Source organism: Chromobacterium sp. Beijing (assembly GCF_021496765.1).
GTDB lineage: Bacteria > Pseudomonadota > Gammaproteobacteria > Burkholderiales > Chromobacteriaceae > Chromobacterium.
Genome location: NZ_CP053750.1, coordinates 1,633,534 through 1,646,685, shown reverse-complemented (window position 1 = coordinate 1,646,685; position 13,152 = coordinate 1,633,534). Strand labels below are relative to the sequence as shown.

Here is a 13,152-nt window from a genome sequence, read left to right as displayed (position 1 = left end):
GCCCTTAGCCAAGACGCTGTTGCGCAACAAGCCCGCCGTCCGGCGGGCTTTTGTTTTGGGTCGCCGCGGCTTGTTCCAGCAGCCATTGTTTGAAGACGCCCATTTCCGGGTCGCGCATGAGATCCGGACGGTGTATCAGGTAATAAGCGAGGGCGCTGCGCAGCGGCGGCGCCGGCAGTTCCCGCAGCCGGCCGGCGGCCAGTTCGGCTTGCAGCAAGGAGCGCCGCGCCAGCGCGTAGCCGCGGCCGGCCAGCGCGGCCTCTATGGCGGCGTTGGAGTCCACGCAGACCACGCCTTGTTCGCAGTCCAGTTCCAGGCCGGCGGCGCGGCTCCACAGCCGCCAGTCGCCGCGGTGTTCGTCGTGCAGCAGCCGCTCGCCGCTGAGGGCGTCCAGCCGCGCCGGCAGCGTGGGCGCGCATACCGGCGTCAGTTCGTCGTCCAGCAGCTTGCTGGCGCTGAGGCCGGGGTAATCGCCCAGGCCGTGGCGCACGGCGAAGTGGATGTTTTCGGCGGCGAGGTCGACCACGCGGTTGCCGGTGCTGACGTGGACGTCGATCCGCGGGTGCTCGCGCATGAAGCCCTGCAGCCGGGGCAGTAGCCATTGCGCGCCAAACGAGGGGGTGCAGCTGAGCAGGATTACGCGGCGGGCGCCGGTCAGCCGCGCGGTGGCGTGGTCTATCAGGTCCAGCGCTTGCCGGCAGGCGGCCAGGTAGTCGCGGCCGGCGGCGTTGAGCGTCAGGCCGCGCGCGCGGCGCTCGAACAGCGGCTGGCCCAGGCAGTCTTCCAGCTTGCGCAGTTGCTGGGAGACCGCGCCGGGGGTGACGTGCAGTTCTTCGGCGGCCAGCTTGACGCTGAGCCGGCGCGCGGCGGCTTCGAAGAAGCGCAGGGATTCCAGCGGCGGTTTGGGCATATGAGTTTAGATTTTCTAAATCGTCAGGCAGGAAAAATCGTTTGTTTGCGGCATCTATGCGGTTGATGATTTCAGTATCTGGTTTAGCAAAGTTAAATACAAGGCGAAGGGAGAGGCATCATGGGAATGGCGAGCTTGAGTCGTTTGCTGTTGTTGGCGGCCTTGTGGGGCGGCAGCTTTTTGTTCATGCGCATCGCCGCGCCGGCGCTGGGCGCGTTGCCGACGGCGTTTGGCCGGGTGGCGCTGGGGGCGGCGGGCCTGCTGGGGCTGATCGCCTTATTGCGGGTGGGGCTGTCCTTCAAGGGCAAGCTGGCCGCCACCTTGCTGCTGGGGGTGATCAATTCCGGCTTGCCGTTTCTCTTGTTCGCGCTGGCGGCCCGGGTGTTGCCGGCCGGCTATAGCGCGATCCTGAACGCCAGCACGCCGCTGATGGGGGTGTTGATCGGCGCGGCTTTGTTTGGCGAGCGCATCAGCGCCAACAAGCTGGTCGGCGTGTTGATTGGCCTGGCGGGCGTGGCGGTGTTGACGCGGACGGGGCCGGCGGCGGGGCCGGAGGCGTTGTGGGGCGTGGCGGCCTGCCTGGCGGCTACCGCCTGTTACGGCCTGGCCGGTTTTCTGACCAAGCGCTGGATTGCGGACCGTGGCGGCCTGGACAGCCGCGTGGTGGCCCTGGGCAGCCAGCTGGGCGCGGTGGCGTTGCTGTTGCCGTTCATGGCGTGGCAGGCGAGCGCGCAGCCCTTGGCGTGGCCGGCGGCGGGAGCGGAGGTGTGGCTGGCGATGCTGGCCTTGGGCCTGTTGTGCACTTCGCTGGCCTATGTCTTGTACTTTCGCCTGATCGCCGACGTCGGCCCGCTGAAGGCGCTGACGGTGACGTTTCTGATTCCGCCCTTCGGCATTTTCTGGAGCTGGCTGGCGCTGGGAGAGACGGCGACGCTGTCCCAGGCGCTGGGCGGCGCCTTGATCGCGCTGGCGCTGTGGCTGGTGCTGCGGCCGGAAGCGCCGGCGGCGCGCGCCGCCGCGCCGGACGAGGATTGGTCGATCTAGCGGCGGCGCGGCGCGGGCTTAATTGAGCAGCAGATAGCTGATCGGGCTTTCTCCGCAAGCCGCCAGCCCGCATTCCAGGAATACGGACAGGGCGTTGCCCAGCAGCAGGACCATGGTCAGGGCGACGCCGGCCTTGGCCAGCCGGCTCAGCTGCGCCGGGGGCTGACGGTCGAAGCTGTGTTCGCGCTGGCACTGCATCAGCAGCAGGCCGCAGCCGATGAAGACGGCGAAAAAGGCGATCGCGGCCCAGGTGTAGAAATGCAGGCCCAGGATGGGCGGGCCGAAGCCGGCGTCGCCGGGGGCGATGTGCAGCAGCACTTGACGGCCGGCCACGGCGAAGCCGGCGGCGGCGGCCAGCAGCATCATGCCGTAATGGCCGGGCTTGTCGCCCAGCAGCACATTGGCGGCCAGCGCCACCGCGATGGCGCACAAGGCCACGCGTTGCAGCAGGCAGAGCGGGCAGGGCAGCTCATGCTGGGCGAACTGGAAGTAGAAGGCGACCAGCAGCATCAGGTTGATCAGCAGCAGGCCCAGTTGGTTCAACTTGTCGGTGAGGTTGTGCGTCATGTCGGGTTCCTCACAGCGAAATGGGCAGGCTGCTGGTGGCGTGGAACTTGAACCAGTACAGCGTGAGCGCGAAGGCGAGGCCCCAGCAGGCGTAGGCCCATTGGCGCTTGCGCAGGATCAAGGCCAGCAATGAGGCGGCCAATAGCAGAAACAGCAGGGTATCCATCGGGAATTCCTTAATGTGGCGGGCCGGCGGAGCCGGCCTGGGTGGTGGTTGCCAATCAATATTAGCGCTTGCTTAATGTTGTGTGAATAGCTTGTTTGCAGGCGACGGCGCAAAATTTGCCGCTGAATCAGTACATTCGCCATTCGTATCGTATAAAACGGCGCGCAGGGCGGCGATGGGAAACGGCGGCCTTTTGCCGCGCGCGGCGGCGCTTGGCAGGCTTTTTGCATTAAAGCAGTTGTTAGCATCGCCTCAAGGCCGCCGCCATGTCCGCTTCCCATCCCGCGCCGCTTTACGCGGTGAGAGTTCGCCGCGATTACAACAGTTGGGTGGCGCGCGAGTCGCTGGAAGACTATGCCTTGCGCTATACCCCGCAGAGCTTCCGGCGCTGGTCGCCGTGGCGGGTGGCGCACACCGCGCTGGGCGGCGCCGCCGCTTTTCTGGTGTTGGAGGCGGTGGGCGCGGCGATGCTGACGGCGGGCGGCTTCGTCAATGCGGCCTGGGCCATTCTGGCGGTGGGGCTGGTGATTCTGCTGGCCGGCCTGCCTATCAGCGTCTACGCCGCCCGCTACGGCGTGGACATGGATCTGCTGACCCGCGGCGCCGGCTTCGGCTATCTGGGTTCCGCCGTCACCTCTTTGCTGTACGCGGCCTTCACCTTTATTTTCTTCGCGCTGGAAGCGGCCATCATGGCCTATGCGCTGGAGTTGGGTTTTGGCCTGCCGCCGGCCTGGGGCTATGTGCTGTGCACCGTGGCGGTGCTGCCGCTGGTGGCTCACGGCGTCACCGCCATCAGCCGGCTGCAAGTCTGGACCCAGCCGCTGTGGCTGGGCTTGCTGTTGCTGCCCTATGGTTTCGTGCTGGCGCGCCAGCCGGAGGCCTTGAGCGGCTTTTGGCACTACGTCGGGGCGGAAGGCGGTGCGGGCGGCTTTGATCTGCGTCGTTTTGGTGCGGCTTTCGGCATCGGCGTCGCCTTGATCGCGCAGATGGGCGCGCAGGTGCGGAAAATCGACGCGCCGTTCCAGCCGGAGTCCGGCGCTTACGGCGGCGGCCACCATCACTCCCACGGTAAGGAGGCGGCCTTCCAGTATCCGCCGCGGCTGCATCAGTACGGCGCGGCATGAGCGCGCTGGCGCGGCTGCAACTGATGCGGCTGCAACTGATGAGGCTGGCCAGCCCCGGCCTGCCTATCGGCGCTTATAGCTATTCGCAAGGGCTGGAGAGCGCGTTGGAACTGGGCCTGGTGCATGACGCCGCCAGCGCCGCCGCCTGGCTGGGCGATGCGCTGCAAGGACCGCTGTCCCGTTTCGAAGCCGCGCTGCTGGCCCAGGCCTGGCGCGCGCTGGCCGCCGACGAGCAGCCGGCGCTGACGCGGATCAATCAGCAATTGCTGGCCAGCCGCGACAGCCGCGAACTGCGGCAGGAAACCGTGCAGATGGGGTATTCGCTGCGCCGCCTGCTGCAAGCGTTGCCGGAATGCGCCGGTTTGCCGTGGCCGGCCGGGCTGGAGCAGCCGGAGCTGGCGCTGCCGGCGGTTTGGGCGCAGGCGGCGCGCGCCTTGGGCGTGGACGAGGCCGGCGCGGTGGACGCGTATCTATGGGGCTGGCTGGAGAACCAGGTCACGGTTCTGCTCAAGGCGATGCCGATGGGGCAGACGGCCGGCCAGCAATTATTGTCGGCCTTGTTGCCGGCGGACCAACTGAGCAATTTCGCCCCCGGCCTCGCCTGGGCGGCGATGAAGCATGAAACCCAGTACAGCAGGCTGTTCCGGTCTTGAGCCGGAGGCCGCTATCTCAAGGAGAAAGCAATGAACACGACAGGACTCGCCCAGGGCCGCGGGCCGTTGCGGGTGGGCATAGGCGGGCCGGTGGGCTCGGGCAAGACCCACCTGACCTGGGCGCTGTGCGCGGCGCTGCGCGACAAATACAATGTCGCCGCCGTCACCAACGACATCTACACCCAGGAAGACGCCCAATTCCTGGTCCAGCACCAGGCGCTGGCGGCGGATCGCATCATTGGCGTCGAGACCGGAGGCTGTCCGCACACCGCTATCCGAGAAGACGCGTCCATCAATCTGGAGGCGGTGGCGCGGCTGAACGCGCGCCATCCCGGCCTGGACCTGATCTTCATTGAAAGCGGCGGCGACAATCTGGCCGCCACCTTCAGCCCGGAGCTGTCCGATCTGACGCTGTACGTGATCGACGTGTCCGCCGGCGACAAGATTCCGCGCAAGGGCGGGCCGGGCATCTGCAAGTCGGACCTGCTGGTGATCAACAAGATCGATCTGGCGCCGCTGGTGGGGGCCTCGCTGGAGGTGATGGCGCGCGACGCCGGCCGCATGCGTGGCGAACGGCCCTTCGTGTTCTCCAATCTCAAGCTTGGCCAGGGGCTGAACGACATCATCGCCTTCATCGAAACCCAGGGCATGCTGCAACTTGAGGTCTCGGGAGCTGAAAATGACCTTTCTGCGTAAATTCACGCCGGCCGCGCTGGCGCTATTGCTGGCCAGCGGACTGGCCCAGGCTCACCCCGGCCACGCCGTCGCCGGCTTTTCCAGCGGCCTCGCGCATCCGCTTGGCGGGTTGGACCATTTGCTGGCCATGCTGGCGGTGGGTTTGTGGTCGTGGCGGCTGGGCGGCGCGGCTCGCTGGCAAGGGCCGTTGACCTTCATGGCCATGTTGGCCGCGGGCGGCGTGTTGGGCTGGCTGGGCGTGAGCGTGGCGGCGCTGGAAAGCGGCATCGCCGCCAGCGTGATCGCGCTGGGCCTGCTGCTGGCCTTCGCCTTGCAGCCGCGGCGCGGTCTGGCCTTGGCGGCGATCGCCGGCTTCGCCTTGCTGCACGGCGTCGCCCACGGCCAGGAAATGCCGCACGACGCCTCCGGCCTGGCTTACGCCGCCGGTTTCGTGCTGGCCTCCGGCCTGCTGCACGCGGCCGGCTTGCTGCTGGGACGGACGGAAACGCGCCTTGCCTTGGGCGAGCGGCTGGGGCGCGTCGCCGGCGGCGGCATCGCCGCGTGCGGAGTGTTGATGCTGGGCGGCTGGGTCTAAGCGGCTTCTAAGCCGCTTCTAAGAACGTGTTTACGATCTCGCGAGCAAGAGCGAGACAAGGCGAAAACCGCTGAGAAATGAGCATTTCGAAGTGCTACTCGCCGTGCCCAGTTTCACGAAGCGCAGCAGATCGTAAACAGGTTCTAAGCGCGCGTCGCGGCGTCGCGGCCGGGCTGGGCCGCCCGCTCCCGGATCAGGTCCAGCTCATTGTGGGCGTCCTGCGCCATCTCCGCCGCCAGCCGGCAGAGTTGGGCGATGTGCTCGCGCGTTTGAGGGTCAGCCGTTTCGTTCAGGCGTTCGATCGCGCGCATCAGCGAGGCCAGCGATTGCAGCGTGTCCATGGCGCTGGCGGCGACGGCGCGTTCCGCTTGAGTGGATAAGGGCATGGCGGCGTTCAAACGCTGAGCGCTTGCGGGCACACCTGGAGGCGCAGATTGGTGTGGCGCAGGCTGTAGCCGGTTTCCGCGCAGTAAAGCGCGCCGGTGTGGCGGTCCGCCCACAATCTCCGGCGCTGGATGCTGACCGCGCAGACCCGGCGCGGCAGCACGCCCTTGGGTGTGTGCAGCGCGGCCTTGACCACGGGCAGGGGTTTGAGCAGGCGCAGGCTCTCCACGGCGATGCAGCTGCCGTAGTCGGTAAGCCGGGGGCGAAGCGGCGGGAAGGTCATGCCAATCTCCATTCCTCACAAGGCGATCAGCATAGCCTATCAATAAAGATATTAAGCAACAATAACCACTAGGTTATCTACGGCGGAGTGTTGCGTATCGGCCCATGGCCGCGCGCCGGCTCATTCCGCCGCGCCGCCCGCCCAAGCGTCCGCCGGCTGCGGCTGAGGGGGCTCCTGAGTCAGCGCTTCCACCATGCCGCGCAGGCTGATCAGCGCTTTGCGGCTGAGAGTCTGCCCGCGCACGCCGCGATGCAGATCGTCGATCAACAACTGCAGCAAAGCGCGTTCCGACAGCGCGGCCTCGAACTCCGCCACCCGCGCGTGCAGCGGCGGCAGGGCGTCGATGTCGCCTTCCTGATCCAGCCAGTAGCGGGGCAGGTTCAGCCGGTTTTCGATGTGGCGGGCCAGGTGTTCTCCCATGCCGCGGCCGCTGGGAGCGTCCGAGAACAGGCGGTAGATTTGCGGAGGGCGGCGATCGATTAGCTCCGCGAGTCGGGAAACGGTTCCGTCAAAATCGCGTTCGATCAACAGGCCCAGCTTGTGGCGGCGGATTTCGGTGGTGTTCATGTTTGCTATTCAAGCCTAAATATATCCGGCTGGTAAGCTGTCATATGGTTATTGATTTATATATCCGACAGGCCATGCCTGGGGCGGAGGAGCGATCGCCGCCGCTTGCGCGGCCATGAAAAAACGCCGGCAAGCCGGCGTTTTTCGCAGGGACGGCAGGCGCGTTTCAAGCCTCGGCGCTGAGATGGGCCACGACGTTGAAGCCTTCCTGCGGGCTGGGCGGCACGAAGTAGCGGGTGATGTGGTCGAACTCCGCTTCGCTGACGCTGAACGGGTGGGAGCCCTTGGCGTTGCGCTGGCGCAAGCGCGCCTTGCAGGCCTCGTCGCTGACGTCCAGATGGTGCAGCTGGTGGGCGGCGCCGCTGGACTCGATCAGCTCGCGCATCCAGCGACGGCTGTCCAGGGTGTTGGCCGGCATGTCCAGCACCACGGACAGGCCCTGCCGCAGCAGAGCGGAGACATGGGGCGCCAGCGCGTCTTTCAGCGACTGCGAGCGGCGCACATAGTCGGTCAGCGTGCGGATCTCGCCGGGATAGAGCTTGGCCAGCCAGTCGTCTTCGCTGATCAGCACGGTGCGGGGCTGATCGGACAGGCGGCGGGTCAGCGTGGACTTGCCCGCCGCGATTTTGCCGCAAACCAAGTGCAGTGTCGCCTCAGTGGCCGTATCTTTGAATTGTTCATTACTTGGCATGACAGTCTCCTTGGGAGAGGGCATATATGAAAAAACCCGCCGGTTGGGGCGGGTTGCCGGGCTTCGTCTGGCCGCGCGCCAACCCGCCTCAAAAAAAGGCGTCAATCCAATCTTGGCTGGAGAAGGGGACGAAACGGCGCATAGTGGCCTTATGGTGGCCGCTTGGGCCGGCCTTGTCAAACCGCTGCGGCGGGCCGGCCGGCGCGATATCCGGTAGACTGGACCGATGTGCGTCAATTATCTATGTCCCCATCCGGATCAACTGCCGTTGTTCGGCGTGGAGGCCGGCGAGCTGCTTTGGCAAGAAGAGGCCTGGCAGGATTACGCCGCGCCCTTCATCGTGGCCGGCCGCCGGGGCCTGGAGCCGCGGCTGGGCAATTACGGCCTGGTGCCCAAGCGTCATCAGCCGGACGGCATGCGGCTGTCCACCACCAACGCGCGTTCGGAAACCGTGGCCGAACTGAAAAACTTCCGCTACCCGTGGCGGGCCGGTCAGCGTTGCCTGGTGCCGATGCGGGCCTTTTTCGAACCCTCGTATGAAAGCGGCCGCGCGGTGCGCTGGCGCATCGGCCTGGCCGACGACGCGCCGTTCGCGGTGGCCGGGCTGTGGCGGGCCTGGTCGGAGCCGGACGGCTCGATCAGCCACGCCTTCACCCAATTGACGGTCAACGCCGAGGCGCACGCGCTGATGCGCCGCACCCACAAGCCGGAGGACGAGAAGCGTTCGCTGGTGATTGTGCGGCCGGAGGATTACCAGGCCTGGCTGACGGCGCGGAGGCCGGAGGACGCGCAGCGCTTGCTGCGGCTGTATCCGGCGGAGGAGATGCGCGCCGAGGACGCGCCGCTGGCGCCGCGCCCGGGCGCGCCCAAGCCGGCGCCTCAGCCGCTGCCGCGAACCTTGGGTTTGTTCGACTGAACGCCGTATGAGCAAAGCCGCGAATGCTGGCGGGTATCGCTTATGGCTCCTCCCTCCCTACGCGCGGCGGTTTGCCATGGGTAGGGTGGGTGGAGCGTAGCGATCCCGCGCGGAGGTCTGTCGCAGAGGCCTGGGGCAGCCAGGATGCGCGGTTTTCTGTGCGCCAAGCCAGGTTCAGCGCACTGAAAAAGAGCTTAGATCATCGCCTTCGGATCCACCCACTGATCAAACTGCTCCGCCGTCACATAACCCAGCTCCAGCGCCGCCTGCTTGAGGGTGCCGCCGTTGGCGTGGGCCAGCTTGGCGATGGCGGCGGCCTTGTCGTAGCCGATGTGCGGGTTGAGCGCGGTGACCAGCATCAGCGATTGCTCCAGCAATTGCTCGATGCGCGGGCGGTTGGCCTGCATGCCGCGCACGCAATGATGGTTGAGGCTGTCCATGCCGTCTGACAGCAGGCGCGCGCTTTGCAGGAAATTGTGGACGATCAGCGGCTTGAACACGTTCAATTCGAAATTGCCGGAGGCGGCGCCGATGGACAGCGCCACGTCGTTGCCCAGCACCTGGCAGCACAACATGGTCATCGCCTCGCACTGAGTGGGGTTGACCTTGCCCGGCATGATGGAGCTGCCCGGCTCGTTTTCCGGGATCAGCAATTCGCCCAGGCCGCTGCGCGGGCCGGAGGCCAGCCAGCGGATGTCGTTGGCGATCTTGATCAGCGCCGTGGCCAGTTGCTTGAGCGCGCCGTGGGAGTGCACCAGCGCGTCGTGGCCGGCCAGCGCGGCGAACTTGTTGCCGGCGCTGGCGAAGGGCAGGCCGCAGGCGCGATTGAGCTCCGCGGCCACGCGCGGGCCGAACTCCGGATGGGTGTTGAGGCCGGTGCCGACGGCGGTGCCGCCCACGGCCAACTGGTAGAGGCCGGGCAGCGCGGCGCGGACGGCGTGTTCGGCTTGCTCCAGCTGGTCCACCCAGCCGGACAGCTCCTGGCCCAGGGTCAGCGGAGTGGCGTCCTGCAAATGGGTGCGGCCTATCTTGACGATGTCGGCGAAGGCGGCCGCCTTGTCCGTCAGCGCGGCGCGCAGCCGGCCCAGCGCCGGCAGCAGTCTGTCGTGCACCGCGCGCGCGGCGGCCACGTGCATGGCGGTGGGGTAGATGTCGTTGGAGGACTGGCCGCGGTTGACGTCGTCGTTGGGGTGGACGAGCCGGCCCGGGCCGCGCTCGCCGCCCAGCAGTTCGGACGCGCGGTTGGCCAGCACCTCGTTCATATTCATATTGCTCTGAGTGCCGGAGCCGGTTTGCCATACCGACAGCGGGAAGGCGTCCGGATGTTTGCCGGCCAGGACTTCGTCGGCGGCGGCGGCGACGGCGTCGGCCTTGTCCGCAGGCAGTTTGCCCAGTTCGCGGTTGGCCAGCGCGGCGGCGCGTTTGACCTGAGCCAGCGCCAGGATCAGTTCCGGCGGCATGGTTTCGCTGGAGATGGCGAAGTGGCCGAGCGAGCGCTGGGTCTGCGCGCCCCACAGCGCGTTGGCGGGGACTTCGATGTCGCCGAAGGAATCGTGTTCTATTCTGTGTGTCATGGCATGCCTTTCGCACGGGAATGAGGTTTCGATTGTATGCTAAATGCAAGTTAAGGGCTGAACCATTGACCCTTTTCCCGGTCTGAACATGAGGCGGAGCGCCTCGGACAGACCGCTTGTCGAGGCGCTCCCATGGTTTTCGCCCTTGAGTGCGTGTTTACGATCCCGAGAGACCAGGCAAAAACCGCTGAGAAAGCGAAATGCGCAGGTGGCGCATGAGCGTTTCGAAGCGGGTTTCAAGGCCTTTGTCTAACATCCCGCCGCGGCGCGGCGGGTCGTAAACAGGTTCTTAGCTTGCATCTTGGCTTTCAACAGGAGTCCTTCATGTCGCTTCGTTCCGAATCCACTTTGCGTTCCTTTACCCTGGCCTCGGGCCAGTCCTGTCAATTCCATTCGCTGCCGGCGCTGGCGGAGCTGGGCGTCGGCGATGTCGGCCGGCTGCCGGTGTCGCTGCGCATCGTGCTGGAGTCTTTGCTGCGCCACCTGGACGGCCAGCGCGTAGCCGAGGAGCATGTGCGGCAGTTGGCCGGCTGGCGGCCGCAGGCGCCGCGCAGCGAGGAGATCCCCTTCGTGGTGGCGCGCATCGTGCTGCAGGATTTCACCGGCGTGCCGCTGCTGTGCGATCTGGCGGCGATGCGTTCGGTGGCCGAGCGCTTCGGCAAGCCGCCCAAGCGCATCGAACCGCTGGTGCCGGTGGACCTGGTGGTGGACCACTCGGTGCAGATCGACCACTTCCGCGAGAACAACGCCTTGGACCTTAACATGAAACTGGAATTCCGCCGCAACGCGGAACGCTACCGTTTCATCAAATGGGGGATGCAGGCCTTCGACACCTTCAAGGTGGTGCCGCCGGGCATCGGCATCGTCCACCAGGTGAACCTGGAGTATCTGGCGCGCGGAGTGTTGAGCAAGGGCGGGGTCTATTACCCGGACAGCCTGGTGGGCACGGATTCGCACACCACCATGATCAACGGTCTGGGCGTGGTGGGCTGGGGCGTGGGCGGCATCGAGGCGGAGGCCGGCATGTTGGGCCAGCCGGTGTATTTCCTGACGCCGGACGTGGTGGGCGTGCATTTGAAGGGCAGGCTGCGCGAGGGCGTGACCGCCACCGATCTGGTGCTGACCGTGACCGAGATGCTGCGCAAGGCGCAGGTGGTGGGCAAGTTCGTGGAGTTCTACGGCGCCGGCGCGGCCTCGCTGACTCTGCAGGATCGCGCCACGCTGGCGAACATGGCGCCGGAGTACGGCGCCACCATGGGCTTCTTCCCGCCGGACGAGCAGACCGCCGCCTATCTGACCGCCACCGGCCGCAGCGAGGCGGAAGTGGACGCGTTCCGCCGCTATTTCCAGGCGCAGCAAATGTTCGGCATGCCGCAGGAGGGCGAAATCGATTACAGCAGCGTGCTGGAGCTGGATCTGGCCACGGTCGCGCCCAGCGTGGCCGGCCCGCGCCGGCCGCAGGACCGCATCGCCCTGCCGGACTTGAAGACGCGTTTCAACGAGCTCTTGCACCAGCCGGCCAAAACCGGCGGTTACGGCAAGGAGGGCGCCGGCGGCTTCAGCGGCAAGCTGCGTCATGGTTCGGTGCTGATCGCGGCGATCACCTCTTGCACCAACACCTCCAACCCCGGGGTGATGCTGGCCGCCGGCCTGCTGGCGCAGAAGGCGGTGGCCAGCGGCCTGAGCGTGGCCGGTCACATCAAGACCTCGCTGGCCCCCGGCTCGCGGGTGGTGACCGACTACCTGGGCAAGGCGCATTTGCTGGCGCCGCTGGAGCAGCTGGGGTTCCGCGTGGCCGCCTACGGCTGCACCACCTGCATCGGCAACGCCGGCCCGCTGGAGCCGCAGCTGGAGAGCGAGGTCAGCGGGCAGGACCTGATCTGCGCGTCGGTGCTGTCCGGCAACCGCAACTTCGAGGCGCGCATTCATCCGGCGATCAAGGCCAACTTCCTGATGAGTCCGCCGCTGGTGGTGGCCTTCGCCATCGCCGGCCGGGTGGACATCGATCTGGAGCATGAGCCCTTGGGCGTCGGCGTGGACGGCAAGCCGGTGTATCTGCGCGATGTCTGGCCCAGCCAGCAGGAGGTGGGCGCCGCCTTGCTGCAAGCGACGGACGCGACCACGTATCGCCGCTTGTACCAGGATTTCGCCAGCGGCAACCCGCTGTGGAACGATATCGCCGCCAGCGCGGGCGAGGTCTATGGCTGGGAGGCGTCCAGCTATATCGCCGAACCGCCGTTCTTCCAGGATTTCGCGATGCAGCCCGCGCCGCAGCCGCCGATCCGCGGCGCGCGCGCCTTGGCGATCTTCGGGGATTCGGTGACCACCGACCACATCAGCCCGGCCGGTTCGATCAAGCCGAGCTCGCCGGCCGGCCTGTATCTGCAGGGGCAGGGCATCTCGCCCGGCGATTTCAACAGCTACGGCTCGCGGCGCGGCCATCACGAGGTGATGATGCGCGGCACTTTCGCCAATGTGCGCATCCGCAACCTGATGCTGGCGCCGGACGCCGACGGCAAGCCGGTGGAGGGCGGCCTGACCCTGCTGCAGCCGGACGGCGAGCAAATGGCCATCTACGACGCGGCGATGAGTTATGTGCGCGCCGGCACGCCCACGCTGATCTTCGCCGGCGAGGAGTACGGCACCGGCTCCAGCCGGGACTGGGCGGCCAAGGGCACGCGCCTGCTGGGCGTGCGCGCGGTGGTGGCCAAGAGCTTCGAACGCATTCACCGTTCCAATCTGGTGGGCATGGGGGTGTTGCCGCTGCAGTTCCTGGACGGGGACAGCGCCGCCGGCCTCAAGGGCGACGAAACCTTCGAGCTGCGCGGGCTGGAGGACGGCATCGCGCCGCAGCAGCGGGTGCATTTGCTGATCCGCGACGCCGCCGGCGGCGAACGCGAACTGCCCTTGCTGCTGCGCATCGACACGCCGGTGGAGGTGGATTACTACCGGCACGGCGGCATCCTGCCCTATGTGTTGCGCCAGTTGCTGGCTTGAGCGCCG

General features: G+C 66.9%; 15 protein-coding genes. 7 read left to right on the top strand and 8 right to left on the bottom strand.

Annotation, left to right across the window (positions count from 1 at the left end):
- Positions 1-4 precede the first annotated feature (4 nt).
- The gene (locus HQN78_RS07820; protein ID WP_235088855.1) at positions 5-910 is read right to left on the bottom strand and encodes a LysR substrate-binding domain-containing protein; all 906 of its coding nucleotides are present in this window, start codon (positions 908-910) and stop codon (positions 5-7) included.
- A gap of 120 nt (positions 911-1,030) precedes the next feature.
- On the opposite strand from HQN78_RS07820, the gene HQN78_RS07815 reads away from it, so the two are divergent.
- On the top strand, positions 1,031-1,954 hold the full coding sequence (locus HQN78_RS07815) for a DMT family transporter (protein WP_235088854.1): 924 nt from the start codon (positions 1,031-1,033) through the stop codon (positions 1,952-1,954).
- An 18-nt stretch (positions 1,955-1,972) separates the two neighbouring features.
- On the opposite strand, the gene HQN78_RS07810 is transcribed toward HQN78_RS07815, so the two are convergent.
- Both HQN78_RS07810 and HQN78_RS07805 read right to left on the bottom strand, forming a co-directional pair.
- Positions 1,973-2,521, bottom strand: coding sequence for a disulfide bond formation protein B (locus HQN78_RS07810; RefSeq protein ID WP_235088853.1), 549 nt, complete (start codon positions 2,519-2,521; stop codon positions 1,973-1,975).
- 10 nt (positions 2,522-2,531) lie between these two features.
- Positions 2,532-2,687, bottom strand: a complete 156-nt coding sequence (locus HQN78_RS07805) for a DUF5993 family protein (RefSeq protein WP_158274275.1) — start codon at positions 2,685-2,687, stop codon at positions 2,532-2,534.
- A gap of 266 nt (positions 2,688-2,953) precedes the next feature.
- On the opposite strand from HQN78_RS07805, the gene HQN78_RS07800 reads away from it, so the two are divergent.
- From HQN78_RS07800 to HQN78_RS07785, 4 genes are read left to right on the top strand one after another with little or no spacing between them, the layout of a single operon-like run.
- Positions 2,954-3,811 carry a hypothetical protein gene (locus HQN78_RS07800; protein ID WP_235088852.1) on the top strand — a complete coding sequence of 286 codons (858 nt, stop codon included), beginning with the start codon at positions 2,954-2,956 and terminating at the stop codon, positions 3,809-3,811.
- Positions 3,808-4,464: an urease accessory protein UreF gene (locus HQN78_RS07795; RefSeq protein ID WP_235088851.1), complete on the top strand. Its 657-nt coding sequence runs from the start codon at positions 3,808-3,810 to the stop codon at positions 4,462-4,464. The genes HQN78_RS07800 and HQN78_RS07795 overlap by 4 nt, the downstream gene beginning before the upstream one ends.
- A 30-nt stretch (positions 4,465-4,494) precedes the next feature.
- Positions 4,495-5,160, top strand: a complete 666-nt coding sequence (ureG, locus tag HQN78_RS07790) for an urease accessory protein UreG (RefSeq protein ID WP_235088850.1) — start codon at positions 4,495-4,497, stop codon at positions 5,158-5,160.
- Complete coding sequence (locus HQN78_RS07785; protein WP_235088849.1) at positions 5,144-5,734, top strand: HupE/UreJ family protein; 591 nt, start codon at positions 5,144-5,146, stop codon at positions 5,732-5,734. The genes ureG and HQN78_RS07785 overlap by 17 nt, the downstream gene beginning before the upstream one ends.
- Before the next feature lie 143 nt (positions 5,735-5,877).
- Here HQN78_RS07785 and HQN78_RS07780 read toward each other — a convergent pair whose 3' ends face one another.
- The 4 genes from HQN78_RS07780 to HQN78_RS07765 all read right to left on the bottom strand — a co-directional run bounded on the left by HQN78_RS07780 (position 5,878) and on the right by HQN78_RS07765 (position 7,659).
- The gene (locus tag HQN78_RS07780; protein ID WP_235088847.1) at positions 5,878-6,120 is read right to left on the bottom strand and encodes a hypothetical protein; all 243 of its coding nucleotides are present in this window, start codon (positions 6,118-6,120) and stop codon (positions 5,878-5,880) included.
- A gap of 8 nt (positions 6,121-6,128) precedes the next feature.
- Positions 6,129-6,401: a hypothetical protein gene (locus HQN78_RS07775; RefSeq protein WP_107799305.1), complete on the bottom strand. Its 273-nt coding sequence runs from the start codon at positions 6,399-6,401 to the stop codon at positions 6,129-6,131.
- Between the two features lie 120 nt (positions 6,402-6,521).
- Positions 6,522-6,968, bottom strand: a complete 447-nt coding sequence (locus tag HQN78_RS07770) for a hypothetical protein (RefSeq protein ID WP_107799304.1) — start codon at positions 6,966-6,968, stop codon at positions 6,522-6,524.
- 166 nt (positions 6,969-7,134) lie between these two features.
- Positions 7,135-7,659, bottom strand: coding sequence for an ATP-binding protein (locus tag HQN78_RS07765; RefSeq protein ID WP_107799303.1), 525 nt, complete (start codon positions 7,657-7,659; stop codon positions 7,135-7,137).
- A 226-nt stretch (positions 7,660-7,885) separates the two neighbouring features.
- Between HQN78_RS07765 and HQN78_RS07760 the strand changes: the two genes are divergently transcribed.
- Complete coding sequence (locus HQN78_RS07760; protein WP_235088846.1) at positions 7,886-8,575, top strand: SOS response-associated peptidase; 690 nt, start codon at positions 7,886-7,888, stop codon at positions 8,573-8,575.
- Positions 8,576-8,769: 194 nt separating this feature from the next.
- On the opposite strand, the gene fumC is transcribed toward HQN78_RS07760, so the two are convergent.
- On the bottom strand, positions 8,770-10,149 hold the full coding sequence (fumC, locus tag HQN78_RS07755) for a class II fumarate hydratase (protein WP_235088845.1): 1,380 nt from the start codon (positions 10,147-10,149) through the stop codon (positions 8,770-8,772).
- 324 nt (positions 10,150-10,473) lie between these two features.
- Between fumC and acnA the strand changes: the two genes are divergently transcribed.
- Complete coding sequence (acnA, locus tag HQN78_RS07750; protein WP_235088844.1) at positions 10,474-13,146, top strand: aconitate hydratase AcnA; 2,673 nt, start codon at positions 10,474-10,476, stop codon at positions 13,144-13,146.
- The last annotated feature ends 6 nt before the right edge of the window (positions 13,147-13,152 follow it).

Bases quoted from the DNA above. Each gene is read 5' to 3' on its own strand.
- HQN78_RS07820 (WP_235088855.1), bottom strand. From the start codon at position 910: ATGCCCAAACCGCCGCTGGAATCCCTGCGCTTCTTCGAAGCCGCCGCG.
- HQN78_RS07815 (WP_235088854.1), top strand. From the start codon at position 1,031: ATGGGAATGGCGAGCTTGAGTCGTTTGCTGTTGTTGGCGGCCTTGTGG.
- HQN78_RS07810 (WP_235088853.1), bottom strand. From the start codon at position 2,521: ATGACGCACAACCTCACCGACAAGTTGAACCAACTGGGCCTGCTGCTG.
- HQN78_RS07805 (WP_158274275.1), bottom strand. From the start codon at position 2,687: ATGGATACCCTGCTGTTTCTGCTATTGGCCGCCTCATTGCTGGCCTTG.
- HQN78_RS07800 (WP_235088852.1), top strand. From the start codon at position 2,954: ATGTCCGCTTCCCATCCCGCGCCGCTTTACGCGGTGAGAGTTCGCCGC.
- HQN78_RS07795 (WP_235088851.1), top strand. From the start codon at position 3,808: ATGAGCGCGCTGGCGCGGCTGCAACTGATGCGGCTGCAACTGATGAGG.
- ureG (WP_235088850.1), top strand. From the start codon at position 4,495: ATGAACACGACAGGACTCGCCCAGGGCCGCGGGCCGTTGCGGGTGGGC.
- HQN78_RS07785 (WP_235088849.1), top strand. From the start codon at position 5,144: ATGACCTTTCTGCGTAAATTCACGCCGGCCGCGCTGGCGCTATTGCTG.
- HQN78_RS07780 (WP_235088847.1), bottom strand. From the start codon at position 6,120: ATGCCCTTATCCACTCAAGCGGAACGCGCCGTCGCCGCCAGCGCCATG.
- HQN78_RS07775 (WP_107799305.1), bottom strand. From the start codon at position 6,401: ATGACCTTCCCGCCGCTTCGCCCCCGGCTTACCGACTACGGCAGCTGC.
- HQN78_RS07770 (WP_107799304.1), bottom strand. From the start codon at position 6,968: ATGAACACCACCGAAATCCGCCGCCACAAGCTGGGCCTGTTGATCGAA.
- HQN78_RS07765 (WP_107799303.1), bottom strand. From the start codon at position 7,659: ATGCCAAGTAATGAACAATTCAAAGATACGGCCACTGAGGCGACACTG.
- HQN78_RS07760 (WP_235088846.1), top strand. From the start codon at position 7,886: ATGTGCGTCAATTATCTATGTCCCCATCCGGATCAACTGCCGTTGTTC.
- fumC (WP_235088845.1), bottom strand. From the start codon at position 10,149: ATGACACACAGAATAGAACACGATTCCTTCGGCGACATCGAAGTCCCC.
- acnA (WP_235088844.1), top strand. From the start codon at position 10,474: ATGTCGCTTCGTTCCGAATCCACTTTGCGTTCCTTTACCCTGGCCTCG.